This is a genomic window from Eubacterium sp. AF19-12LB (assembly GCF_003479125.1).
Classification (GTDB): Bacteria; Bacillota; Clostridia; order Lachnospirales; family Lachnospiraceae; genus Eubacterium_U; species Eubacterium_U album.
In genome coordinates this window covers 121,857-147,123 of record NZ_QUGP01000003.1, presented here as the reverse complement: position 1 = coordinate 147,123, position 25,267 = coordinate 121,857, and the positions used below count along the sequence as shown (strand labels likewise).

Genomic DNA, 25,267 nt, shown 5'->3' with positions numbered 1-25,267 from the left:
CAAACACAAAAAACTCCTAAAAATGTAAAAAAAAAGCGCGAGACGGGTTGCGGGTGTCTGGTGGATGACTCTGCGAAGCAGAAGCAACGACCGAGCCGGTAGGCGAGACATCGAACCCGCACGGGTTCGATACACGTCGCGGAACAAAATAACAAAAGAGGTATCCATTGGATACCTCTTAAAAAATAAAAGCGCGAGACGGGGATCGAACCCGCGACCCCCTCCTTGGCAAGGAGGTGCTCCACCACTGAGCCACTCGCGCAAATCTTACGTGCACATCACACGCAAAAAATAATATACTATACTCTTTATATTTTGTAAAGTCCTTTTTTATTTTTTTCGATAGTGCCTCACTAATATCTTTTAAGATGTCATCAGTAATCATCACTCCTTAGAATTCTCTAATTTACTTCTTAAATTTATATTTTCCTTTTCCATAACCAGATACCGGTTCAATAATATCCGCCTGCACCAAATTGGAAATAAGTTTTGAAGCACCTGAACTTTTCATCTCAAGAAGTTCCATAACTGCACTTCTTCCAAAAACTTCATCAAAACCAAACCCATCAAAAAGTCTATGGATATGAACTGTCGTTTTTATCGAGAAATCGCTGCTTTTTTCGGAAAGTATATTTTCAATATTCACCTTTTCGTCTTGAATGTCCACTTTTTTATTTTCAATGTCCACTTATATGAAGATTTCGATTATGAAGTTCTTTTTTCTCGTTCAAAAGCAAGTTTCTGGGAAACGCTTCCAAATATTCTGTTGTTTCGTGAATACCTTTTTGCAGGTTCGTATAGTTTGCACGAACGAGTGCATTTATTTAGATGTTTTGAGTCCGTCCACCACCTGAAGTCCGATTGCCGTACTCCAAGCATAACCTTTATAAGCTTTATCCGGTTCAGACTCCCTCAAATATTCCTTAAACGGGTCTTTTTCCATATCCACTACCTCTCTTCATAGCTTTTATAATTCAATCTTACCTATTTGTACCTTCTTTATCGGGTGTTTATTACTATTTTGCATTTCTCCTATACAACTTTTCTTAGGTCTGACAAATATATTTCATAACGATATTGCTTGTCAGTAAAATCATTTTTAATCTTCGTCACACTTATCCGTTTAATATTATAATTATATATTGAATTTTCAAACGTTTCAAGATTTCAACCACTAACTGTCAGTATAGTTATTTATCGTTACCCAAAAAGCGAGACGGGTTGCTGGTGTCCGGTGGACACCTCTGCGAAGCAAAAGCAACGTCCGAGCCGGCAGGCGAGACATCGAACCCGCGCGGGTTCGATACACGTTGCAGGAACAAAATAACAAAAGAGGTATCCATTGGATACCTCTAAAAAAATAAAAGCGCGAGACGGGGATCGAACCCGCGACCCCCTCCTTGGCAAGGAGGTGCTCCACCACTGAGCCACTCGCGCGCATTAAATGCAAGAATTACTATACTATAAGACTCAGCTGTTGTCAACAATTTTTTAATTTTCTCAACTTTTTCGACTTTTTTATTCTTATCTCGTCATTTCACTTATCTGTGCAAACAAATCCAAATCTTCCTGTTTTATCTTTACATTTGTAGTTAAATCCTGTCCGTCAGGGTAAGTAATTTTAACTTCAATTATAGTGTCAGGTGTTATTCCTTTTGCATTTGCTGCATTCAAAAACGGTACTAATCTTGGGTGATTATTTGAAAACTTCTGCCAAGCTCCTTTTATTTTAAACAATGCTGCCGGATTCATATTCTACCTCCTATATAATATGTATTTCCCCCGCCTTTCGGTCGACGGCTATTCGTCGAAAACATTTATAGAAAATGAACTTCGTTCATTTTGTTTCCTATTTTTACTATTGCTATTGTTCTTAATCATTATTTTAACTATTTAAATTAGTTTCATATTCTATTTTACAAAAAATTTATAAAACTATCTATGTAATAATCACATTCTTTTAATATTTCTTTTTCATCTTCCTTTGAGCGTTCCTCATATACTGCTGCTGTCTTAAAGCCGCCTTTTTTTGCTCCAAGAATTCCTGCAAGTATATCTTCATACACAACCGTATCGCATGGATTTGTGCCAAGCCTTCTGGCCGCCTCCAAATACACATCAGGATGGGATTTGCCTTTGTTCACTTCCTTTACCATTACAACTGCATCTATGAATTTATTTAAGCCTGTACGTTCTAATGTCTTTTCAAATAAAACTTTATCTGATGAAGTGGCAATGGCTATCTTTACGCCCTGATTGTGCAATTTTTCAACGTACTCATACGCTCCCTGTTTGCAAATTACATCATAAGCATATTTATCTTTTGCCATTTCAAACCATTCATTTACAATGTCGTCTATATCTTCACTTAACCCAAATCGGTCTATTGTGTATCTTGCCGTGCGATGTGCATCCATATGTGCTATTGCTTTTGTATAATCGTCAGGCACTTCAAATCCCCTTTTACCTAAGAAATCTAAATCTACCTGATTCCATACCCACATTGAGTCAAATAAAGTTCCATCCAGGTCAAATATAGCGCCCTGCATGTCTAATCTGAATTTTTCTTTGTTCATAAATCTCCTAATTTGTTATTTTCTGAAGTTCCTCTAATAAATTTCCAAATAATTCAAGTGCTGTCTCTATCGGTTCTGAGCTTGTCATGTCAACGCCCGCTATCTTTAACAACTCAATCGGATCCTGTGAACTTCCGCCTGTAAGGAATTTCATGTAATCCTCAACTGCCGGCTTTCCTTCCTCTAATATACGCTTTGATAACGCAATTGCTGCTGATAACCCTGTCGCATACTGATATACATAAAATGGATTGTAAAAATGTGGAATCCTTGCCCATTCAAGTTCAATTTCCTTATCTATTACAATGTCATCTCCAAAATATTCTTTATTAAGATTGTAATATATTCCACAAAGTCTGTCTGCTGTTACACCCTCACCATTTTGTACCATGCTATGGGCAATTTTTTCAAATTCAGCAAACATTGTCTGTCTATATAATGTTCCCTTAAACTGTTCAAGAAAATGATTTATCAAATAAGTTTTTTCTTCTTCATCTTCAGTAATTTTAAGCAAATGCTGTATAAGAAGCGATTCGTTACATGTTGATGCAACTTCTGCCACGAAAATCTTATATCCGGCATTTACATACGGCTGATTTGCGTCTGAATAATAAGAATGTATAGCATGTCCCATTTCATGTGCCAAAGTAAATACATGATCTAATGTTCCATGATAATTCATAAGAACATATGGATGTGTTCCGTAAGCGCCCCATGAATAAGCTCCACTTCTTTTGCCTTCATTTTCATACACGTCAATCCATCTGTTGTCAAATCCTTCTTCTAATACTTTAATATATTCTTCTCCCATAGGAGCTAAGCCTTCTAACACGATATCCTTTGCTGCCTCAAATGAATATTTTGTATCCGGTGCCTTAGCAATCGGAGTATACAAATCATACATATGAAGTTCTGAAACATCCAAAATCTTTTTTCTAAGAGATACATACTTATGCATCTTATCCATATTTTTGTGAACTGTTTCTATTAAATTATCATACACACTTTCAGGAATATTGCTTCCATACAGATACATTTCTCTTGCTGATGAAAAGTTTCTAACCTGTGCATAAAAATTTGCCTGATCCAAATTTGCTGCAAATGTAGCAGCTAATGTATTTCTCATCTTACCATAAGTTTCATATACACCTTCAAATGCTGCTTTTCTCACTTCCCTGTCCACACTTTCCAACAATGGCACAAAATTTCCGTGGGTAATTTCTATCTCTTCCCCTTCCTCCGTTGTAATTGAAGGGAATTTAATATCAGCTCCATTGTACATTGAAAAAATATTTTCCGCTGCATTTGCCATCTGTCTGCTTTTTGCAAGGATTGTCTCTGTCTTTTTATCAAGAGTATGATTTTTACCTCTTAAAATTTCACTAATGTATCTCTTATAAGTTTCAAGTTCAGGATTTTCATTAAAAAATATATTTATTTTTTCTGTTGTTATTTCTAATATTTCAGGTTCAGCAAATGCACTTGCGCCACTTATCTCCACCATTAATTTCTGTGCTCTGGCAGCAAATTCCTGATACATGCTGTTTGCCATATCCTGATGATATCTCATATTTGCATAAACATATAAACGCTCCATTAGCAAATTTGTTTCATCATTGAATTTAAGATATTCAAGAAGACTGTCTGCACTTTCTCCTAGTGTGCCTTCAAAATCTTCATACTGAAAAATCATTCTCTGGAGTCTTCCAAATTCCTCCTCCCAGAAATCATCACTTTCAAACATATCTTCAAGACACCATGTATCTTCTACTTTTTGCTCTATTCTCTTCATATTCTGTTCCTCCTAAAATATGTATTGCCTCTTCTTTAAGTCGGCAGCTAATCATCAGAAACCTTTATAAAAATAAACTTTGTTCATTGTGTTTTCTTCTACAAATATCCTAATGTACGCAATACAAAAACAATTAATGTTATTGTAAATGCTGACATCATAGTAGTTATTACTACCATACTGCTTGTAAGAGTTCCATCACACTTCATATTTTTTGCCATTATGTAACAACTTGGCGTTGTTGGTGAACCTAACATTATTACTAATGCCATTAACTTAGCATCTCTGTAACCAAGCCACACTGCAACAGGTAAAAATACAGCAGCCATAATTACAAGTTTTATGGCTGAACCTGTAACTGCCGGTCCCATTTTCTTTAATGCATTTGAAAATTCAAATGAGCCGCCAATCGCAAGCAAAGCTAAAGGTGTTGCCATTTTTGCTATATTCCCAATAGTATTATCTATCATAAGTGGGAAATCTACTCTGAAAATTGAAAGTAGCAATCCTACTACAATACCTATAATAATTGGATTTGTAGCAATACCTTTTATTGTATTTTTGACAGGTGAGCCTTCAATTTCTTCTCTTCTTGGGCTTTCTATTGTAAGCACTATTACAGAATATATGTTATAAAGCGGAACTGCCCCAATAATCATAAGCGGAACCATTCCTGTGTCACCATACATATTTAATACAAATGCCGTTCCAAGCACTGCCGCACTTCCCCTAAATGAACCCTGCACGAATTCCGGAACAAGACTTTTATCTTTTAGGAATGCTTTTGCAAGCGTCCATGTTGCGAAAAAACATAGTGATGTCACTATCATGCAATACAAAATATATTTGCCATCAAATTCCTGTCTAAAATCTGTATTCATTAAATCCTGTATCAAAAGGCATGGCAATGTAACTTTAAAATTTATTTTATTTGCGACCTTTATAAATTCAGGTGTTATCCAGCCAATTTTTTTCAAAACATATCCTACTACAATTACCAAAAATACAGGAACTGTAGCGTTGAGGCTGTATATCAAATTACTCATTATTTTGTCTCCTTAGTAATCATTTAAGCATTTATGATGAATGGCTGTTATCGTAAGATGTATAGTTGCCTTTGATTTACCTATCATCATATTATCAATCTTATTTATGATAAAAATATGAAATCACTTGCGAAGCATCGCTATTTCTTCCTTGTATGGAGGATATGAGTTCTTACTGTCATTTTCATCTTTAATATATGGAGTTTCCAAAATTTTAGGAACGCTCTCAAATTCAGGCAAATGAACTATTTTGTGCAATGTTTCAAAGCCAATATAACCTTTGCCGATATTTTCATGTCTGTCTTTACCTGCTCCAAGTTCATTTTTGCTATCATTTATATGAAATACCGCAATCTGGTCTGTTCCGATTGTCTTATCAAATTTTTCTAAAGTCGCACTTAAATCATTTACCAAATCATATCCACTGTCATTTACATGGCATGTATCAAAGCACACTCTTAATTTATCATTGTATTTTACACCATCATAAATTCTTGCAAGTTCTTCGAAATTTCTTCCGATTTCACTGCCCTTTCCTGCCATTGTTTCAAGTGCAATATTTATCTTAGTATCACTCGTAAGTACTTCATTTAAACCTTCGATAATTTTGTTAATTCCTGCGTCTACTCCTGCTCCAACGTGAGAACCCGGATGAAGCACCATGCTTTTTGCCCTCATCGCCTGTGCTCTTTCAATCTCTTTTGCGAGAAACTCTACAGCTAATTCATAAGTTTCAGGTTTAACTGTATTTGCCAGATTAATAATATACGGTGCGTGAATTACCACTTCATCTATTCCATGTTCATCCATATATTCCCATGCTTTATCAATATTTAATTCACTTATTTCTTTTCTTCTTGTATTTTGCGGAGCACCTGTGTAAGCCATAAACACATTTGCACCATATGAAGCTGCTTCCTTTGCAGAACCAAGCATCATTTCTTTACCATTCATTCCAACATGGGATCCAATACGTATCATTTTACTTTCCTCTCATTTTTAATCAGTCCATTTGATATTTTACTACAAACATTCATACTTGACCACATCTGTAATATATTTAATCTCCATTACTTCCAATATTTTATCTCTAAAATTCTCCAAAATGTGATACAATAGTTTTATTGGAAACAGTTGTTGGGAGGATTTTTATGGGTTTAACAATTGAAAAAACTGTCCGTTCTGACCATATGGATGTACTAAAAAATATTGTATCCATTTGTTGTCAGAATGATTCGAAAAAATATTCCTTTTTTTACGAGGAGGATGACTCTTATTTATTTGGTCACCCGGGATTTTTTTATTTTAGTGATGACAGCAATAATATATTAGGATTTATTTGTCTTTCCGGAATCGACATGCAAAACTTTGATGTATGTGGTTTTGTTCTGCCTGCCTATCGTAACAACGGAATTTTTTCTCAATTATTAACTGCTGTTAAAGAAGAATATAAAAATATCAATCTTTCATTTCCGCTTCCTGCTCATTGCAAAAATGCAGCTGAAGTTTTGAGAAAAAATAATTTCAGATACTCAGATACAGAATGTAAAATGTCTTTAAATTTGAAAAATTTAATCATTTATCCTTCTGAATTTGACATAGATATAACAGAATCAGGTAAAGGTGCGCAACAATGTGCATTTTTTAAAGACGACTTTTTTGTCGGTTCATGCTCAATAACTTTAATAAATGATTCCTATTGTATTTTAAGTGAAGTTGAAATTATAAAAAAATATCGTGGACTTGGACTTGGTGCACACTTAATTAACTGTCTGTTAGGTTATTTAGACGAAATAAATATTGACAAAATAATTCTTCACGTTACTAAAAGTAATATACCTGCATTCCGCCTTTATCAGTCGATGGGATTTGTTGTCGATTCAAGTCTTGATTACTATTGTCTTAATTTATAATAAAATAAGAAAGCAAGCTTAGTTTTCCCCATTTTTTGAGGAATAAAAAGAGCTTCGTATTTGTATCACTTTCAATTTTCAGATTTTACATCTGTTTTAAACTGATACATACGAAACTCTTTTTATTATTTTTCTGTATTTTTCTAATTATATTCCGCTGATTCTAAAGCATGCATATGATTAAATGGGAAATAAACGCACATTGCTTTTGCAATTATTTTATCTTTCTTTACATAAGTGTTATTCCAGTATCTTGCATCATTTGAAATATTTCTGTTATCACCCATTAAGAAATAACTTCCCTCCGGCACATTGTATTCGTTCTTTCCATCAGGAAGATTGCTTACATCATTTCCAACTGTCCATTCCTCAGGCAAATAATCTTCTTCTAATGGTTCTTCTGAATCATTTATGTAAATTTTTCCTTCTTTAATTACAACCTTATCACCAGGCAAACCGATTACTCTCTTTACAAATAACTGACTTTCATCATCCGGGAATTTAAAAATTACAATATCTCCACGCTTTATGTCGCCTGTTTTATATGCCAGTCTGTTACCAAGCATTCTATCTTTAGTCATAATTGTTGTTTCCATTGAACCACTTGGTACATTTGCATTAATTATTACAAAATTATTTACTAAAAATGCAATTACAACTGCTGCAATAAATATTCTAATCCAACTGAAAATTTCTTTTTTCAAATCAAAAGGTTCTAATTCTTCTAATTTTCTTTTTATCTTTTTCTTTTCTTTCTTAGTTAAATTAGGATCATTCAATTGCTCCTGATACTTTTCCCTCTCTAACTCTTTCTTCTTCAGTTCTTCTGCCTTCTTAGCCTCTTTCTCAGTCATATTTTCATTTATATTTTCACTCATGTCATTTCCTTTCCGAAGAAAAAAGTTATTTTCTCTTCCCCTAAATTCTTATTCATTATATCCACAAAAACAATGATGTGCAAGACTTCCTCCTTTAACTCTTTGTAAACTTGCATTAAGTTTTTGTGAACTTGAATATTTCTTATTAACATTTGTGAAAAATTTTTTTCATTTTAAGCCAATCATCTTCCAGGTAGCTCCTTTATGAGTGGTTTCATTGTATGATAGATTTGCTTAACAACATTACTATCCGAATACAATTTTAGCAATTTGTTATTTACCTCCTGTCTTGTTTTCGCATTTATCATTATTTCTATTATTTCTTCCTTATTGTCAACATATATTTTTTTCTTAAAATTTTGTCCAAAAAAAGAACGTACCTGTGCTTCTCTTTTTGTTTCCGACTTATTTTTTATTTCAACAAATTTTTCAAGAACTATTTTTATATCCTGATATACTTTAGAATAATCATCAAATTCTCTTTTTATATCATTATGTATTTTATTTAGCATTTGTTCATCATTGCAATGTGTAATTACGTATTTACATACTTTATTTGCATCATTTGCTATATATCCTAATTCTACCAAACCATGTTGTACAAAATTATTTAATTCACTCCTATCTTCCCCCGAAAAATTACAGTTCATCCCTTCACTAATCTTATGGTTCAATCTCTGTGTATTAGTCCCTCTTTTTATTAACTCATTCTCCAATTCAGCTCTATTTAAATCTTTTTTTGGAATCTCTATTTCACGACATATGTGGGAACAACCTTCTTTTTTCCAAAATTCGATAATATTATCGTAATCTTTGTCCTTACTTACTACAACATATTTACATTCCTTCCCATAAATTCCGATTATATACCCAAGGTAAGAAACTAAATGCATATCCAATGACTGATTTCTAACCGGTACTAAATGAGCATTTATGTCGCTTTTAAGCCAAAATACTTCCGGTCGAATGTTTAATGCATTTTGTGTTGAAAAAATATGTACATGTTCTTCATTTGACAAATTATCAATATTTGCAATTCCATTATTATGAACATTCTCAAAATCTATTAAATAAAACGTCTCCATTTACATTATATCCCTCTCATTATTGCTAAAAAAATTGTTTAATACAATTCTGAGTGAACTATATTAAAAAATTTTATCTTTTATTTATCGTTGTTTTTCATCCACCCCATTATATTTGTTACTATTTATAATGTACATATTATCACAAATTGATTTATGAAACAACATTATCCAATTTGCGACACCCTAAAAAAACAAAAGCGACTAAAAAGCCGCTTTTTTTTATAAATTCGTATATCCCATAAGACTTTCATCAACAGCCTTTGCTGCTTCACGGCCTTCATGAATTGCCCATACAACTAATGACTGGCCTCTATGCATATCTCCTGCAGTAAATACTTTTTCAACATTTGTCTGATAACTTTCAGGTGCTGTCTTAACATTTGTTCTTTCATTTACAGCAACACCAAATGCCTTTGTTACGTAATCCTGACTACCGAGAAATCCTGCTGCTATTAACACGAGCTGAGCCTTTACTTCATATTCACTTCCCGGTATTTCTACCATGTTAAATCTTCCCGTCTTTTCATCTTTCTTTGACTCTAATTTAACTAAAACAACTTTTTCAAGATTTCCATTTTTGTCTTTCTTGAATTCTTTAACTGTTGTCTGGTAAACTCTTGGGTCATGTCCAAATACAGCAATTGCTTCTTCCTGACCATAGTCTGTCTTGCAGACTTTTGGCCATTCAGGCCATGGGTTATTTGCTGCTCTTTCATCCGGTGCTTTTGGCATCATTTCTAACTGTAATACACTTTTTGCTCCGTGACGGATACATGTACCTACGCAGTCATTTCCTGTATCACCACCACCGATGACAATTACATCTTTACCTTTTGCAGAAATAAAGGTTCCTTCTTTAAGTCCGTTATCAAGCAAACTCTTTGTTGTTGATTTTAAGAAATCTACTGCAAAATAAATTCCATTTGCATCTCTTCCTGTAACCTTAATATCTCTTGGATTTGTAGCTCCGCACGCAAGAATTACCCTGTCATATTCTTTTAATATCATATCTGCCTTTATATCTTTTCCAATATCTTTACCTGTTACAAATTCAACGCCTTCTTCTTTCATAATATTGATTTTTCTATCAATAATATGCTTTTCAAGTTTCATATTTGGAATTCCGTACATAAGCAATCCACCAACTCTGTCTGCACGTTCAAATACTGTAACATTATGTCCACGTTTATTAAGCTGGTCGGCTGCTGCAAGTCCCGAAGGGCCTGAACCGATAACCGCAACCTTTTTTCCTGTTCTCATTGATGGAGCTTTTGCTGCCGCAAAGCCCTTAGCATATGCATTTTCAATAATTGTATTTTCATTTGCTCTACATGAAACCGGATTTCCATTCAATCCACAGGTACATGCCTTTTCACATAAAGCAGGACATACTCTTGATGTAAATTCAGGAAAATTGTTTGTCTTGTGTAAACGATTATAAGCCTGTTCCATATTTCCATGATATAAAAGGTCATTCCACTCAGGTATAAGGTTATTTAGAGGACAACCTGATGCCATGCCTGCTAACATTTTACCTGACTGACAAAATGGAACTCCGCAATCCATACATCTTGCAGCCTGGCATCTTTGTTTTTCAAATGATAATGGTTCGTGAAATTCATTAAAGTTTTTTATTCTTTCTTTTGGTGAATAAGCCGGTGCATCTTCACGCTCATATTCTAAAAATCCTGTTGGTTTTCCCATTTTTCTTTCTCCTCTTCATTTAAATTTCTTCCATTAGGACATGCAGTTCGATTACGCAGCCTTCGCTGCTTCATCTCACTCGCTTTGCTATCCTACCTCTAACCGATAGGACAAGCAGTTCGATTCCGCAGCCTTTGCTGCTTCATCTCACTCGCTTTGCTACGCAAATAATAAATAATTACTTCCTTCGGCAGTACGTAAACGTCCTGCCGACGTAGTAATTATTTATTGCTTGTCCTATCTTGTTGCCGCATAAAATGCTTCGATTTGTGCCTGTTCCGGATTTAATCCTTTTTCTTCCATTTTTGCAATGGCATTTAATATCTTCTTATAATCGTAAGGAATGATTTTCTTGAATTTTGGAAGATATTCTTCAAAGTTTTCAAGTATTTCTTTTCCTCGTACTGAGTTTGTATATTTAACATGTTCTTCAAGCGTTTTCTTTAATTCCTGAACATCATATTTATTTGACAACTCTTCTGTAGATACTAACTCTTTATTTGTTTTCATATATAAATCGTTGTTTTCATCAAGTACATAAGCAACACCGCCGCTCATACCTGCTGCGAAGTTCTTACCTACTTTACCGATAATTACTACACGTCCGCCTGTCATGTATTCACATCCGTGTTCTCCAACACCTTCTACAACTGCTGTAGCACCTGAATTTCTTACACAGAAACGTTCTCCTGCTACACCGTTTATATATGCACTTCCACTTGTAGCACCATATAAAGCAACATTACCGATAATGATATTTTCATCCTGTTTAAACTTAGATTCCTTAGGTGGTTTAACAACAATCTTTCCACCTGATAACCCTTTACCAAGATAATCATTGCTATCACCTGTAAGTTCTATGGTTAATCCTTTAGGAATAAATGCACCAAAGCTCTGTCCACCGGCACCGTTACATTTTACAACGTACATATCGTCATCTAATGTATCGTTATATTTCTTTGTAATTTCTGAACCGAATATTGTACCAAATGATCTGTCTAAGTTATTTACATCAACTTCAACACTTGCTGCCTTTTTAGCATCTAAAGCCTTGCCTAATTTTTTCAATAATACAGTTACGTCTTTTGTCTGGTCTAACTTAAAGTCATATACATTTTTCTTGTTGTACTGAACTCTTTCATTTGCAAAATCAGCATTGATTATCTTATCAAGATTTACTTCAGGTGCATGACCTGCTGTAACATTTTCTTTTACCTTTAATAAATCAGCTCTACCAACTAATTCATCTACTGTTCTAACGCCAAGTTTTGCCATGTATTCTCTTAATTCCTGAGCTATAAACTTCATAAAGTTTACCACATATTCAGGTTTTCCTTTGAATCTCTTTCTAAGTTCAGGATTCTGTGTTGCCACACCAACAGGACATGTATCAAGGTTGCATACCCTCATCATTACGCACCCCATTGTTACTAATGGGGCTGTCGCAAATCCGTATTCTTCTGCACCAAGCATTGCAGCAATTGCTACATCACGTCCACTCATTAACTTACCATCTGTTTCAACAATAACTTTATTTCTTAGACCATTTGCAATCAATGTCTGATGTGCTTCTGCTAATCCAAGTTCCCAAGGAAGACCTGCATTGTAAATTGAATTTCCCGGAGCTGCACCTGTACCACCATCAAATCCTGAAATAAGAATTACCTGCGCTCCTGCTTTTGCAACACCTGCTGCTACAGTACCAACACCTACTTCTGAAACTAATTTAACTGAAATTCTTGAATCTCTGTTTGCATTTTTCAAATCATAAATCAACTGTGCCAAATCCTCAATTGAATAAATATCATGATGAGGTGGTGGTGAAATTAAGCTTACACCCGGTGTTGAATATCTTGTTTTTGCAATCCAAGGATAAACTTTCTTTCCAGGCAAGTGTCCACCTTCACCAGGTTTAGCACCCTGTGCCATTTTAATCTGAATTTCTTCTGCACTTACAAGATATCTTGATGTAACACCAAAACGTCCTGAAGCAACCTGCTTAATCTTTGAACATTTGTTAAGTCCGTCTTTTCCAACAACTAAACGTTCAGGAGCTTCTCCACCTTCACCTGAATTTGATTTTCCGCCAATCATATTCATTGCAATTGCCATTGTTTCATGTGCTTCCTGAGAAATTGAACCATATGACATTGCTCCTGTCTTAAATCTCTTTACAATTGAATCAACACTTTCTACTTCATCAATTGGGATTCCACCATTTTCAGGATATTTAAAGTCAATTAATCCTCTTAAATGTACCGGACTCATTTCCTCGTCAATCATATGCGTATACTGTTTAAATAAATCATAGTTTCCTGTCCATGTTGCCATTTGAAGAGTATGAATTGTCTGTGGATTATATTTATGCTCTTCTTTTCCACTTCTTAATTTATGAGAGCCTGAACTTTCAAGAGTAAGGTCGACATCAAGTCCTAATGGATCAAATGCTTTTGAATGAAGTTCTTCAACATTTTCTTCAATATCACGCATTGTGATACCCTCTACTCTGCTTACAGTTCCTGTAAAATATTTATCAATTACTTCACTACTAATTCCGATTGCTTCAAAAATCTGTGATCCCTGATATGACTGAATTGTTGAAATACCCATCTTAGATGCTATCTTAACTATTCCATGAAGTATCGCATCGTTATAATCATCAATTGCTGCGTATGGGTCTTTATCAATCATATTTTCATCAACCATCTGTTTGATTGTATCATGTGCCAAATAAGGATTGATTGCACTTGCACCATAACCAAGTAATGTTGCAAAATGATGTACGTCTCTTGGTTCACCACTTTCAAGAATAAGTGAAAGTGTTGTTCTTTTCTTTGTTTTTACAAGATGCTGATGTACTGCTGATACAGCTAAAAGTGCCGGTATCTGTACATGATATTCATCTACACCTCTGTCTGAAAGTATTATGATATTTGCTCCATCCTTATGCGCTTTATCTACATCTACGAATACCTGTTCAATAGCTTTCTCTAATGCAATTCCTTTGTAATATACGATTGGAACCTTTGCAGCCTTAAATCCATCTACATTCATATTTTCAATCTTAAGTAAATCTGTACTTGTAAGAATTGGATTATGAATTTTTAATACCTTACAGTTTTCAGGTTTTTCTTCTAAGATATTTCCGTCTTTACCTATATAAACAGAAGTTGATGTAACTATTTCTTCTCTGATTGCATCAATAGGTGGATTTGTTACCTGAGCAAATAACTGCTTAAAGTAATTGTATAATGGATTCTTTGCTTCACTAAGTACTGCTATTGGTGTATCTTTACCCATTGCACTAATTCCTTCTGCTCCGTTATTTGCCATTGGAATTATCTTCTTTAAATCTTCATAAGTGTATCCAAAGTTTTTCTGTAATCTCTGTCTTTCTTCCTTTGTATATGATTCAACTTTTTTATTTGGAATCTTTATATCTTTCAAATATACAAGATTGTTATTTAACCATTCACCATATGGTTTTCTTGTTGCATATTCTTCTTTTAATTCATCATCATCAATTAATTTTCCATTTACAGTATCTACAAGAAGCATACGTCCTGGACGAAGTCTATCTTTTACTACTATTTTTGCAGGGTCAATTTCAAGGACACCTACTTCTGATGAAAGAATCAACTGGTCATCATCTGTAATATAATATCTTGATGGTCTTAGTCCGTTTCTATCAAGGATTGCTCCCATGTAATCTCCATCTGAGAAAAGGATAGATGCCGGTCCATCCCATGGTTCCATCATTGTTGCATAATACTGATAGAAGTCTTTTTTGCTCTGTGAAATTGTGTTGTTATTTTCCCATGGTTCAGGAATACACATCATTACTGCAAGAGGCAAATCTACTCCATTCATTACTAAGAATTCTAATGTATTATCAAGCATTGCTGAGTCAGAACCATTTGTATCTACTACAGGCATAACTTTCTGAATAGAATTTTTCATATATTCACTATCCATTGATTCTTCTCTTGCAAGCATGTTATCTGCATTTCCACGAATTGTATTTATTTCTCCATTATGAACAATAAATCTATTTGGATGAGCTCTCTTCCAACTTGGATTTGTGTTAGTTGAGAATCTTGAATGAACCATTGCTATAGCTGATTCAAAATCTTTACTCTGTAAATCATCAAAAAACATTCTAAGTTCTCCAACTAAGAACATACCTTTGTATACTATTGTTCTACTTGACATTGAAACTGTATATGTTCCAACACTGCTGTGTGAAAATACTCTTCTTACAATGTATAATTTTCTATCAAAAGGTAATCCTTTTTCTACATCTTCAGGTTTCTTTATGAAGCACTGCATAATGTATGGCATGCATTCAACTGCCTTAGTTCCTAAAATTTCAGGATGTGTTGGTACTTCTCTCCATCCTAAGAATTCAAGTCCTTCTTTCTCAACTATTATTTCAAGCATTTTCATTTCACGCTTACGGACAAGTTCGTCCTGAGACATAAAGAACATTCCAACTCCGTATTCTCTTTCATTTCCAATGTCAAATCCTAAATTCTTTGTAGCTTTCTTAAAGAACTTATGTGAAATCTGTAACAAAATACCAACTCCGTCACCAGTCTTTCCTTCTGCGTCCTTACCTGCTCTATGCTCAAGATTTTCTACTATCTTTAAAGCATTTTCTACTGTTTCATGAGATTTGATACCTTTAATGTTTACAACTGCACCAATACCACAGTTATCATGTTCAAATCTTTCATCGTATAAGCCATCTTTTTTTGCTTTCTCAAATAATTCGTTTTGATTCATCGTATCCCTCCTGATAGTTAGAATATAAAAAAGGTACAAAGGACTGCCTCAGTTGCATAGCAACACTGAAGTACGCCTTTGTACCTTTATGCTTACTTTTTTATTTACTTAATTTTATAAACTATTTTTATGACAAAATCAAGTAAAATTAAGTAAAAAATACATATTTTTTTATTTTTTTTACTTTCTCTATTTTAAGTATGTGCCTTAACTTAGTTTGTCTTAACTAATTTAACCATTTGGTTTACTTTAGAAAGCCTTTTATAAAAAAATTCTTCCATGCAAAAATGCTTTTCTTTATGCACGGAAGAATTTTTATTTATTAACTATTAAGGAAATCCTTAATCTTCTTACTTCTAACAGGATTTCTTAACTTTCTTAATGCCTTAGCTTCAATCTGTCTGATACGCTCTCTTGTAACATTGAATTCCTTTCCAACTTCTTCAAGAGTTCTTGGATGTCCGTCTCTTAAGCCAAATCTTAAGATAATAACTTCCTTTTCACGTTCTTTCAAATCTTCAAGTAATACATCAATGTGTTCTCTAAGCATAACTGATTCAATGTTAGCTTCCGGAGTAACTGTATTGTTGTCTGCAACAAAATCTCCTAAGTTAGAATCATCTTCTTCACCGATAGGTGTTTCTAATGATGCAGGCTCTCTTGCTATCTGCATTATCTCTAAAACTTTTTCTTCTGTTATATCTAATGCATTGGCTAATTCCTGAGTTGATGGCTCGTAACCTAACTCTAAAGTTAATTTACGCTGCATCTTTGACATTCTGTTAATTGTCTCAACCATATGAACAGGTACACGGATTGTTCTTGCGTGGTCTGCAAGTGCTCTTGTTACAGACTGTCTAATCCACCATGTAGCATATGTACTCAGCTTATATCCTTTTTCGTAATCAAATTTTTCAACACCTTTTATGAGTCCTAAATTGCCCTCCTGTACTAAATCAAGGAAACTCATACCTCTTCCTGTGTATCTCTTAGCAATACTAACAACAAGACGTAAATTAGCTTCTATTAATTTGTCTTTAGCAACAGGATCGCCTTCTGATTTACGTTTGGCAAGTTCAAGTTCTTCTTCTGCAGTTAACAATGGAACTGTACCTATTTCTTTTAAGTACATTCTAACAGGGTCTTCTGTTCCGACACCTTCAAGTAAACCAACATTATCTAATTCAACAATTTCTTCTTCATCTTCAAAATCGTCATCTGTAGGTTCTAAATCAATAGGGCCTTCTGCTGCAAGTGTCAAATCTGCTTCTGTTGGTTCTGCATCAGATGCAGTTTCTTCTGCATTATCCACCTCTTCATTATCAGTATCATCTACCGCTTCCACATCAGTTTTCACACTTGTCTTCTTTGTTAATTTCTTTGTTTCTGACTTTCCGTCTGAATCACCTGTTTTAATTGTCAATCCATTTTCAATTATATACTCGGCAATAGCATCTTTACGTTCGCCTGTAAGTGGCATCCCCTGAAACATGTTATCAACATCAGCAGTTGTAACCACTCCACCATTCTTCTTGCCAAGTTCTACTAATTCTGTCAGTTTTTCTGTAAAGTCTTTCTTCTTCACTACAGCAATCCCTTTCTTTGAATTTGAATAACTCCGACTAATCATGAACTCATAAATATATAAAAACTCTCTTCGTCGAGATAGACCTATCCACATTAAGTGTTGGTTATTCAACTTACAATTATACGCATATGTTTAAAATCCGTCAACATTATTTTTAAATATTTTGTAAAAAAATACGCAAATTTGTATCAATGAGTAGATATTGCATAATTACTGTCTACTTATTATGAATATTTGGTAGGATTATTGGACTGCGTAGCACGAAACAATCCGTAAACATCAAAGTTGGTGCTTTTGATTCCAACATATTTTATTCTGAAATAATTTCTCCTCCGCAAAGCACATATCCATCCTGATATACAACTAAAGATTGTCCCGGGGTCACTGCTCTTTGAGGTTTGTCAAATTCACAATACAATTTTTCATCTTCCATCCACACAGTACAGTCTGCCCCTTCATGGTTATATCTTATTTTCGCAAATGCTCTTTGTTTTCCACTAATGCTTTCCTTTGCCATCATATTAACATTGTGCGCAACTACTATCTTTTTAAACAGGGATTCATTGTCGCATACCACAATCTGATTCTTATTGGCATTGATTTCACAAACATACATATTTTTATTTTGCAATTTCAAACCTTTTCGCTGTCCGACTGTATAAAAAATAATTCCTTTATGTTTTCCAACAACTTCTCCATCCATTGTCACAATATCTCCCGGTATTGCCCTTTTTCCTGTTTCTTTGTATATAAAATTTGCATATTTTCCATCGGGAATAAAGCACATATCCTGACTGTCTTTTTTATGTGCAACAGGAATTCCTACTCTTTCAGCAATCTTTCGCACTTCATCTTTTTCATAGCTGCCAAGAGGCATAATTGTATGTTCTAACTGTTCCTGAGTCAGTAAATGTAATGCATATGTCTGGTCTTTTTTTGCCGTTTTTGAATTTTTAATTGCGTACCTTCCATTTTCTAATTTTTCTATCTTTGCATAATGACCTGTTGCAATATAATCCGCTCCTAAATTTCCTGCCTTTTCCCTTAAAGCCTGCCATTTTACATATCTGTTGCATACCACACAAGGATTAGGTGTCTTTCCGTCATTATAAGTTTTAACAAAATATTCTATAACATTTTTATGAAATTCTTCATTAAAATTAAGCACATAATGAGGAATACCCAAATACGCCGCCACTTTCCTTGCGTCTTCCACTTCTGCTATTCCTGTTTCTCCACTTTCAGGAATATCTTTCTGCCACACCTGCATTGTAACGCCAATTACATTGTAACCCTGTTTCTTTAATAAATATGCCGTAACCGATGAGTCAACTCCCCCTGATAACCCTACTACAACTGTTTTATTTTTCATTTTTGACCTCTTAAATATTTCTTATTTTTATAGACATCATGTTGTCTTTTTTCTTATCCTCTATTATAATATTTTTGTAAATAACTTCAAGTAAAGGAAAGGCCATTATACCATATGTAATGACTAATATTATACATGAATATTAAAATAGATAAACGTAGTCAGCGCACAAGGGAAGCTTTGAAGAAAACGCTTGCGCAAATGATGATAAAACAGAATATTAATGATATTACAATTAAAAATCTTGTTGTTCTTGCAAATATAAACCGTTCAACTTTTTATCTGCATTATACGGATATATTTGACCTATTACAAGAAATGGAAAACGACATTATTTCCCAGATTCAGAAGGTACTTGATTCCTATCCTTCATTATCGAGAGCTCAAAGTTACAGTTTTGTAACTGACCTGATTTCTGTTTTTGAAGCAAACAGAGATTCATTAAAAGCTTTAATGGGATATCACGGCGATGCATTTTTTATACAACGTATGGAAGACGTAATCGAAAGTAAGGTAAGAAAACAGATTAATCTTATATATTGTTTTAACAAATCAATTGCCCCTGAATATGTTTATTCGTTTTTAAGAAGCGGTTGTATTGGAATGCTTAAAACATGGATTTTTTCTGATTGCGTTACACCACCTGAAGAAATGGCTGTATTTGTATACAACACAGTCCATGATATTATCACAAGACTTATAGAAGATACTTCTAAGTAATATATGAAAAATTTTTGATAAACATAAAAAATGAACACAAATTCGTTATCACTAAACGTAACTTATTTGTGTTCATCTTTTTTATCTTTTTATCGCAATCAGTTCTTCATCATCTTCTCTGTTGGTATCAGAAAATTCACTTATAAAACCATAAATATAATTTTCCTAAATACACTGAGGCCTAATTAATTTTTCCTTCAAATCATAATTTATTTTCCAGTCCGTAATCTTTCCAGTTTTCATATCACATTCCTTATATCTTGGTTCTACAGAATCTACCTCTGCCTCTGCTTTTTCTATTGTAGACACACCATTTGCGTCTTCTTATCCATACTTTCTACAAACAAAAAGCATTCAGACTTTCGTGTGGTTTATTACACATGAAATCCAAATGCTTTTTATAATTAATTTTATAAAATTCTAAATAAGCTAAATTTTTCACCCCGTATATCCCCACAATTAACTAAAATAATTTAATTTACATCATCAGCCGGTACAATTGGTGACCATCCATCATCCTGTCCCGGATATTCTTCTGAGTCGCCACTTACCTGTTCATCTGCTGTATTTTCGTTATTACCTTCGTTATCAGCTGCATTGCCATCTTCTATCATGTCTACTGAATCCCAATAATTCGTTTCGCCTTCAGCTGATTCGTTATCCATTGAATTGTTGTCATCTGCCTCATCTGTCTGATAATTAGCTGTTGTCACTTCCATCTTATTCTCAGCATCTTTTCCGGTGCCTGAAGGATGTAACACAACAATCAAAACTACTGCTAAAATAACTGCCACAATTCCTACTATAATTATACTTTTTTTCTTTGGCATAAATACCACCCCTTAGTACAGATAGTTTAATTTAAACATCATCCATACCATATGTCAATATTATTATTCATTTTCAATTTTATCTACATACTGAGACTTGTAATATAAGTAAAGTCCCTTATATTCCTCACTATGTTTGTCCATCATATGTCCATGCATATCATCTAAATGCAATTCTTTATTTACCCTCTTAGTAATATGCAAAGCTATATTTTCACAGTGGCTGGCAATTCTCTCAAAATTAGTAAGTAAATCTAATAAAGTAATACCTGCTTCTATGCTACATTGTCCGTTTTCCAATCTTGAAATATGATTGTCTTTTATCATATTTTTTAATCTTGAAATTATCTTAACCATTGGCTCTACTCTGATAACTGATATTTCATCATCTTCTTTAAATGCCTGGAATGTTGTATTAATAATAGATTCTATTGCATCTACTAAGACCTCAACTTCTTTTAACCCCTTATCAGAAAAATGAGCTTTTCTTTCATTCATTTCTTCCATAAGGAATGAAATATTTATACAGTGATCACCTATTCTTTCCAAATCTCCAACTGAATTTAATAATTCAGATACGACTCTTTTTCCATCTCCAGGAAGCTGTTTTGCATCTATCTTTAAAATGTATGAACTTAAAACGCTTTCACATTTATCAATAAAGTCTTCATTTTTTCTTGCTTCATCTAATAACTTAATATCAAAATGTTTAATGAGCTCGCATGCAATCTTATAGTTATTTGATATTGCATCCGTCATTGCCCACATAACTTCTTTACTCTGCTTTAAAGCTACTGTAGGTGTTTTTAATAACATTGGATCAAGTGTTCCAAGTTCTTTATCCATAAGAGACTCTTCTTCATTTCCAACAATCTTTCCTGTCAAATCACCTACTTTATCTGCAAATGGAAGTAAAACTAAACTTGTAACAAGGTTAAATCCTACATGGATAATAGCAATCTTACTTCTGTTTACAGTTTCTCCAAATATTGCTAAACCAAATGCTTCTTTACATACACAGAATATAACCATAAATGAAAATGCACCTATAATATTAAACAATAAATAGCTAAGAGAAACTCTTTTTGCTTTTTTATTTGCACCGATTCCACCTAAAATAATAGCAACACATTTACCAATGTTCTGACCGATAATAATAGGAATTGCAGTTCCATATGTTACTACTCCTGTAGCGGAAAGTGCCTGTAAAATACCTACTGAAGCAGATGAGCTCTGAATAATTGCCGTAAGTACCATACCTATTAAAAATGCAAGTAATGGATTACTTATTGTTCCAAACATATGCTCAATAGCTGCCGTAATCTGTGCATTACCGCTAAACACAGATTCCATTGTTGTCATACCTGTAAAAAGTATGCCAAGACCAACTAAAATTCCCGCTGTATCTTTTAATTTCTTTTTCTTAGAGAAAAGAATAATAAAAGCACCTACAACCAATAACACGCATGCTAAATATTTAGGCTTAACTAATTTTAAAATTAAAAGATTATCACCAACATCTCCTAAACTTAAAATAATAGCTGTCGCTGTACTACCAACATTGGCACCAAATACTACCGGAATAGCCTGTCCTAATTTCATAATTCCGGCATTTACAAATCCGATAAGCATAAGTGTAGTTGCCGCTGAACTTTGAATAATGGCAGTTACCCCTGTTCCAAGGCCCCAACCTTTAAGCTGTCCTGTTCTTTTGCTCTTTCCTGTTGTCAGCTTTTCCAAAATCTTTTCAAGACTTCCACCTGCTAACTTTTCAAGAGATGAACCCATAAGACTCATTCCATACAAAAACAGTCCTACGCCACCAAGTAACTCTAATACTAAAAGTACATAGTCCATAATTACTTTCTCCTTGCACACTATGTATTGCCCCCTCCCTTTGGTCGGTGGCTAATCGTCGGAAACACTTATATATAATGAACTTTGTCCATTTTGTTTCCTATGGAAAATAGATATTTTACTTCATTTTTTCTTATTTTTTCCTTGATTTTTACATATAATTTACATATCCATAGTCCATAATAACGAATACACATACTTTTTTCAATAAAAATTTTAATGTTATTTAAAGTTGTGAAATTATCTTTGCTATAGCATCCTCAGTGTTTGCAACTGTAATTCTGTCAGCCTTTTCTTTCAATTCTTTTACTGCATTACCTACTGCATATCCAATATCAGAACATTCAATCATATTTATATCATTTTCATTATCTCCAATTCCGATTGTAGTATGAATAGTATTTCCATTTTCTTTTCCTAAATGTTCTTTCAAATATTTTATTGCAATTCCTTTTCCACTGTCTATCGACTGCATTTCTATTCCTTCGGGCCAGCTTAAATCAAATCTGAATTTATCCCCAAATCTTATTTTTAACTGCTCCTGCAATTTTTTTGTTACATCAGCAGGTTGAATAAACAGATTTTTATATAAATAATCCGGAAGCTTTGTTATATATTCTTCCAAACTATTTTCATCATACTTATGTTCTGCCGGCTTATAACCTACACTTTCATATATGTTTCCACTTGTCCATATTTCCCATATTTGTGGCCATTCTTCATTTACATATCTTAAAACTTTAGCAAAACGCTCTTTCTCCATTTTCCATGAATTTAACATTTTCTCTGCGTTAATATCATAGAGTACCGCACCATTTAAGGATACTATTGGTGCATTAACCTTAAATTTATCTTTAAAATTATTTGCGAAATGAGGAAATCTGCCTGTAGCTAATGTAAATAATCCACCCTCTTCTTCAAAATATTTAATAGCCTCTGCATTTGCATCTGATACTTTTCCTTCATTGTCTGTCAATGTTCCATCGCAATCCGTGCAAATAAGATATCCCTTAAACTTATTCATATGTTTCTCTCCATAATTAAATTTTATTAACATTTTTGTAAGTTTTGATTACACTATGATGTTAACATATAACTATATTTATTTACACTATTTTGTTGTATACTCTATTATGAATTTAAATATTTAGGAGAATTAATTGATATGAATATTACAAATACAGATATTATTTTGGCATCTAAATCGCCAAGACGTATGGAACTAATGAAGCAGGCAGGGTATGACTTTAAAATTGTTACTTCTGACACTCCTGAAATCACAACTAAAACTGCTCCTTTTGACGTTTCCATGGAACTTTCATCTATCAAAGCTTTTGGCGTTGCAAATTCCCTTTCTTTATTGGAGAACGACACTTTAATTATTGGAGCTGATACTGTCGTCTTTTGCGATGATGAAATCATGGGAAAACCATCTGATTATGATGATGCATTTCGTATGTTAAAGAAATTACAGAATAAAACGCATCAGGTTTATACAGGCGTAACCTTACTTCATTACACATCCGGAAATTCATCTCCGAAAGTTAAATCTTTTTATGAAAAAACAGATGTACATGTATGCCCTATGACTGACGATGAAATAAACAGTTATATTAATACAAAAGATTCTTTTGATAAAGCCGGAGCATATGGAATTCAGGGACCTTTTGCAATTCATATTGAGAAAATAAATGGTGATTACAACAACGTAGTAGGTCTTCCTATTTCGCGCTTATATCATGAAATCAATAATTTTTCAGACTTGTGTTAACTTGTTCAACTGATATGTACCTAGAATTCCGGACATTTTTGTCCGGTAAAGAAGGTACATACAGTTTGTGAAGAGTTCTTATTATACTTATTATAAAACCTGATTTATTGAAAAGTCTTCATTAACCAATACAAATCCCGGTTTTTTGCCTATTTCTATAGTTCCAAATTCATCAAGAACTCCTATTGCCTTTGCCGGATTATAAGTTGCTGCTTTAATCGCATCTGCTATAGGGATTCCAAATTCTATGGCCTTAACCATACAGTCGTAAACATTTGTTACGCTTCCTGCCAATTCTCCTGTAACAATTCTTGCCTCATTTCCTTTCTTTATAACAACCTGACCACCTAACTCCGATTCACCATCAGGCATTCCACAGGCTCTCATGCTATCACTTATAAGTATCACTCTGTCACTTCCAAACATTGAAAATGTTGCTCTTACAACTGAAGGATGAATATGTACGCCATCGCAAATCAATTCTGCTGTAACATTTTTGGCATCCCTTGCTGCACCTACAACGCCCGGATTTCTATGATTTAATCCTGTCATTGCATTATATAAATGTGTTGCATGTTTTGCTCCGCTTTCATATGCCAATGTTGCTTCATCATAATTTGCCATTGTATGTCCTACTGAGAATCTGACTTTATCGTGTAATTTTGAAATACACTCTATAGCGCCTTCTCTTTCAGGTGCTATTGTTACAAGCTTTACCATATTACCTGATTCGTCAATAAGTTCTTGTAACATCTCTGCGTCCGGTTTCTGAACATATTCAGGATTCTGAGCTCCTACCCTGTCCGGAGATATAAATGGACCTTCAAGATTTATCCCTACGAGCTTTGCCTTTAATTTTTCTGAAGTATTTACCTGTTCATTATCTTTTTCCAAAGACTTAGTATTCATTTGAATATCCTTATATTCTTTTGCATTTTTGCAAATTTCCATAAGACGTTGTTTTGGCAATGTCATTGTTGCCGGACAAATGGCAGCTATTCCATGCTCTTTTTCATATTCTGCCATTTTTTCTACAGCTTCAAGTGTTGCATCACAAAAATCACTGCCAACACATCCGTGAAAATGGATGTCTACAAGCCCCGGAATTACCATTAAGCCATTAGCATCGATAATTCTAGTGTAATTATTATCTGATTTATTGTTATTTGCATCTGTACTACCGCTAATATCACTTGTATTATTTGTACTGTCACCATTATTTCCAAAATATATAATATCCTTAATTTCACCTTTATCTAATATTATATCTGCCTTTTCAAATGTAAAATTCTTTGTAAAAACCTTACCATTCTTTATAATTTCCATAAAACCCTCACTTTTGCTTTT

General features: G+C 33.8%; 21 protein-coding genes and 2 tRNA genes. 3 read left to right on the top strand and 20 right to left on the bottom strand.

Annotated elements, in window-relative coordinates:
- Window positions 1-190 precede the first annotated feature (190 nt).
- The 9 genes from DWX29_RS03860 to DWX29_RS03825 all read right to left on the bottom strand — a co-directional run bounded on the left by DWX29_RS03860 (window position 191) and on the right by DWX29_RS03825 (window position 6,395).
- Window positions 191-262, bottom strand: a tRNA-Gly gene (locus DWX29_RS03860).
- Between the two features lie 144 nt (window positions 263-406).
- Window positions 407-688 carry a hypothetical protein gene (locus tag DWX29_RS12905; RefSeq protein ID WP_243003044.1) on the bottom strand — a complete coding sequence of 94 codons (282 nt, stop codon included), beginning with the start codon at window positions 686-688 and terminating at the stop codon, window positions 407-409.
- A gap of 132 nt (window positions 689-820) precedes the next feature.
- Window positions 821-943: a hypothetical protein gene (locus tag DWX29_RS13020; protein WP_279218235.1), complete on the bottom strand. Its 123-nt coding sequence runs from the start codon at window positions 941-943 to the stop codon at window positions 821-823.
- 422 nt (window positions 944-1,365) lie between these two features.
- A tRNA-Gly gene (locus DWX29_RS03850) sits at window positions 1,366-1,437 on the bottom strand.
- An 87-nt stretch (window positions 1,438-1,524) separates the two neighbouring features.
- Window positions 1,525-1,752, bottom strand: a complete 228-nt coding sequence (locus DWX29_RS03845) for a hypothetical protein (RefSeq protein WP_022087998.1) — start codon at window positions 1,750-1,752, stop codon at window positions 1,525-1,527.
- A 164-nt stretch (window positions 1,753-1,916) separates the two neighbouring features.
- Window positions 1,917-2,576, bottom strand: coding sequence for an HAD family phosphatase (locus DWX29_RS03840; RefSeq protein WP_243003043.1), 660 nt, complete (start codon window positions 2,574-2,576; stop codon window positions 1,917-1,919).
- Between the two features lie 7 nt (window positions 2,577-2,583).
- Entirely contained in the window at window positions 2,584-4,368 is a 1,785-nt protein-coding gene (gene pepF / locus DWX29_RS03835; RefSeq protein WP_117909998.1) for an oligoendopeptidase F, read from the bottom strand.
- Window positions 4,369-4,466: 98 nt separating this feature from the next.
- Entirely contained in the window at window positions 4,467-5,414 is a 948-nt protein-coding gene (locus DWX29_RS03830) for an AEC family transporter (protein WP_117909997.1), read from the bottom strand.
- Between the two features lie 123 nt (window positions 5,415-5,537).
- Entirely contained in the window at window positions 5,538-6,395 is an 858-nt protein-coding gene (locus DWX29_RS03825) for a deoxyribonuclease IV (protein ID WP_199522682.1), read from the bottom strand.
- Window positions 6,396-6,565: 170 nt separating this feature from the next.
- On the opposite strand from DWX29_RS03825, the gene DWX29_RS03820 reads away from it, so the two are divergent.
- Window positions 6,566-7,327 carry a GNAT family N-acetyltransferase gene (locus tag DWX29_RS03820; RefSeq protein ID WP_118565219.1) on the top strand — a complete coding sequence of 254 codons (762 nt, stop codon included), beginning with the start codon at window positions 6,566-6,568 and terminating at the stop codon, window positions 7,325-7,327.
- A 143-nt stretch (window positions 7,328-7,470) separates the two neighbouring features.
- Here DWX29_RS03820 and lepB read toward each other — a convergent pair whose 3' ends face one another.
- From lepB to mnmA, 6 genes are all read right to left on the bottom strand, one after another.
- Window positions 7,471-8,205, bottom strand: a complete 735-nt coding sequence (lepB, locus tag DWX29_RS03815; RefSeq protein WP_347497647.1) for a signal peptidase I — start codon at window positions 8,203-8,205, stop codon at window positions 7,471-7,473.
- Between the two features lie 182 nt (window positions 8,206-8,387).
- Window positions 8,388-9,290, bottom strand: a complete 903-nt coding sequence (locus DWX29_RS03810) for a PIN domain-containing protein (protein WP_022087990.1) — start codon at window positions 9,288-9,290, stop codon at window positions 8,388-8,390.
- A 222-nt stretch (window positions 9,291-9,512) separates the two neighbouring features.
- Window positions 9,513-10,997, bottom strand: coding sequence for a glutamate synthase subunit beta (locus DWX29_RS03805; protein ID WP_118565218.1), 1,485 nt, complete (start codon window positions 10,995-10,997; stop codon window positions 9,513-9,515).
- Between the two features lie 237 nt (window positions 10,998-11,234).
- Window positions 11,235-15,782 (bottom strand): glutamate synthase large subunit, encoded by a 4,548-nt coding sequence (gene gltB / locus DWX29_RS03800; RefSeq protein ID WP_118565217.1) that lies wholly within the window; start codon window positions 15,780-15,782, stop codon window positions 11,235-11,237.
- A 322-nt stretch (window positions 15,783-16,104) separates the two neighbouring features.
- Window positions 16,105-17,367, bottom strand: coding sequence for an RNA polymerase sigma factor RpoD (gene rpoD / locus DWX29_RS03795; RefSeq protein ID WP_243003041.1), 1,263 nt, complete (start codon window positions 17,365-17,367; stop codon window positions 16,105-16,107).
- A gap of 313 nt (window positions 17,368-17,680) precedes the next feature.
- A complete protein-coding gene (gene mnmA, locus DWX29_RS03790) occupies window positions 17,681-18,742 on the bottom strand; it encodes a tRNA 2-thiouridine(34) synthase MnmA (protein ID WP_022087986.1) in 1,062 nt (353 codons plus the stop codon).
- 180 nt (window positions 18,743-18,922) lie between these two features.
- Here mnmA and DWX29_RS03785 point away from each other — a divergent pair, with 180 nt between their 5' ends.
- Window positions 18,923-19,462, top strand: a complete 540-nt coding sequence (locus tag DWX29_RS03785; protein WP_158574494.1) for a TetR-like C-terminal domain-containing protein — start codon at window positions 18,923-18,925, stop codon at window positions 19,460-19,462.
- A 165-nt stretch (window positions 19,463-19,627) separates the two neighbouring features.
- Here DWX29_RS03785 and DWX29_RS12630 read toward each other — a convergent pair whose 3' ends face one another.
- The 4 genes from DWX29_RS12630 to DWX29_RS03770 all read right to left on the bottom strand — a co-directional run bounded on the left by DWX29_RS12630 (window position 19,628) and on the right by DWX29_RS03770 (window position 23,173).
- A complete protein-coding gene (locus DWX29_RS12630) occupies window positions 19,628-19,771 on the bottom strand; it encodes a hypothetical protein (protein WP_158562665.1) in 144 nt (47 codons plus the stop codon).
- A gap of 164 nt (window positions 19,772-19,935) precedes the next feature.
- Entirely contained in the window at window positions 19,936-20,292 is a 357-nt protein-coding gene (locus DWX29_RS03780) for a hypothetical protein (RefSeq protein ID WP_118565215.1), read from the bottom strand.
- A gap of 63 nt (window positions 20,293-20,355) precedes the next feature.
- Window positions 20,356-22,149 (bottom strand): Na/Pi cotransporter family protein, encoded by a 1,794-nt coding sequence (locus DWX29_RS03775; protein WP_118565214.1) that lies wholly within the window; start codon window positions 22,147-22,149, stop codon window positions 20,356-20,358.
- A 226-nt stretch (window positions 22,150-22,375) separates the two neighbouring features.
- Window positions 22,376-23,173 (bottom strand): Cof-type HAD-IIB family hydrolase, encoded by a 798-nt coding sequence (locus DWX29_RS03770; RefSeq protein ID WP_158574493.1) that lies wholly within the window; start codon window positions 23,171-23,173, stop codon window positions 22,376-22,378.
- A gap of 141 nt (window positions 23,174-23,314) precedes the next feature.
- Between DWX29_RS03770 and DWX29_RS03765 the strand changes: the two genes are divergently transcribed.
- Entirely contained in the window at window positions 23,315-23,920 is a 606-nt protein-coding gene (locus DWX29_RS03765; protein ID WP_117909989.1) for a Maf family protein, read from the top strand.
- A gap of 90 nt (window positions 23,921-24,010) precedes the next feature.
- Here DWX29_RS03765 and nagA read toward each other — a convergent pair whose 3' ends face one another.
- Window positions 24,011-25,246, bottom strand: coding sequence for an N-acetylglucosamine-6-phosphate deacetylase (gene nagA, locus DWX29_RS03760; RefSeq protein ID WP_118565212.1), 1,236 nt, complete (start codon window positions 25,244-25,246; stop codon window positions 24,011-24,013).
- Between the last annotated feature and the right edge of the window lie 21 nt (window positions 25,247-25,267).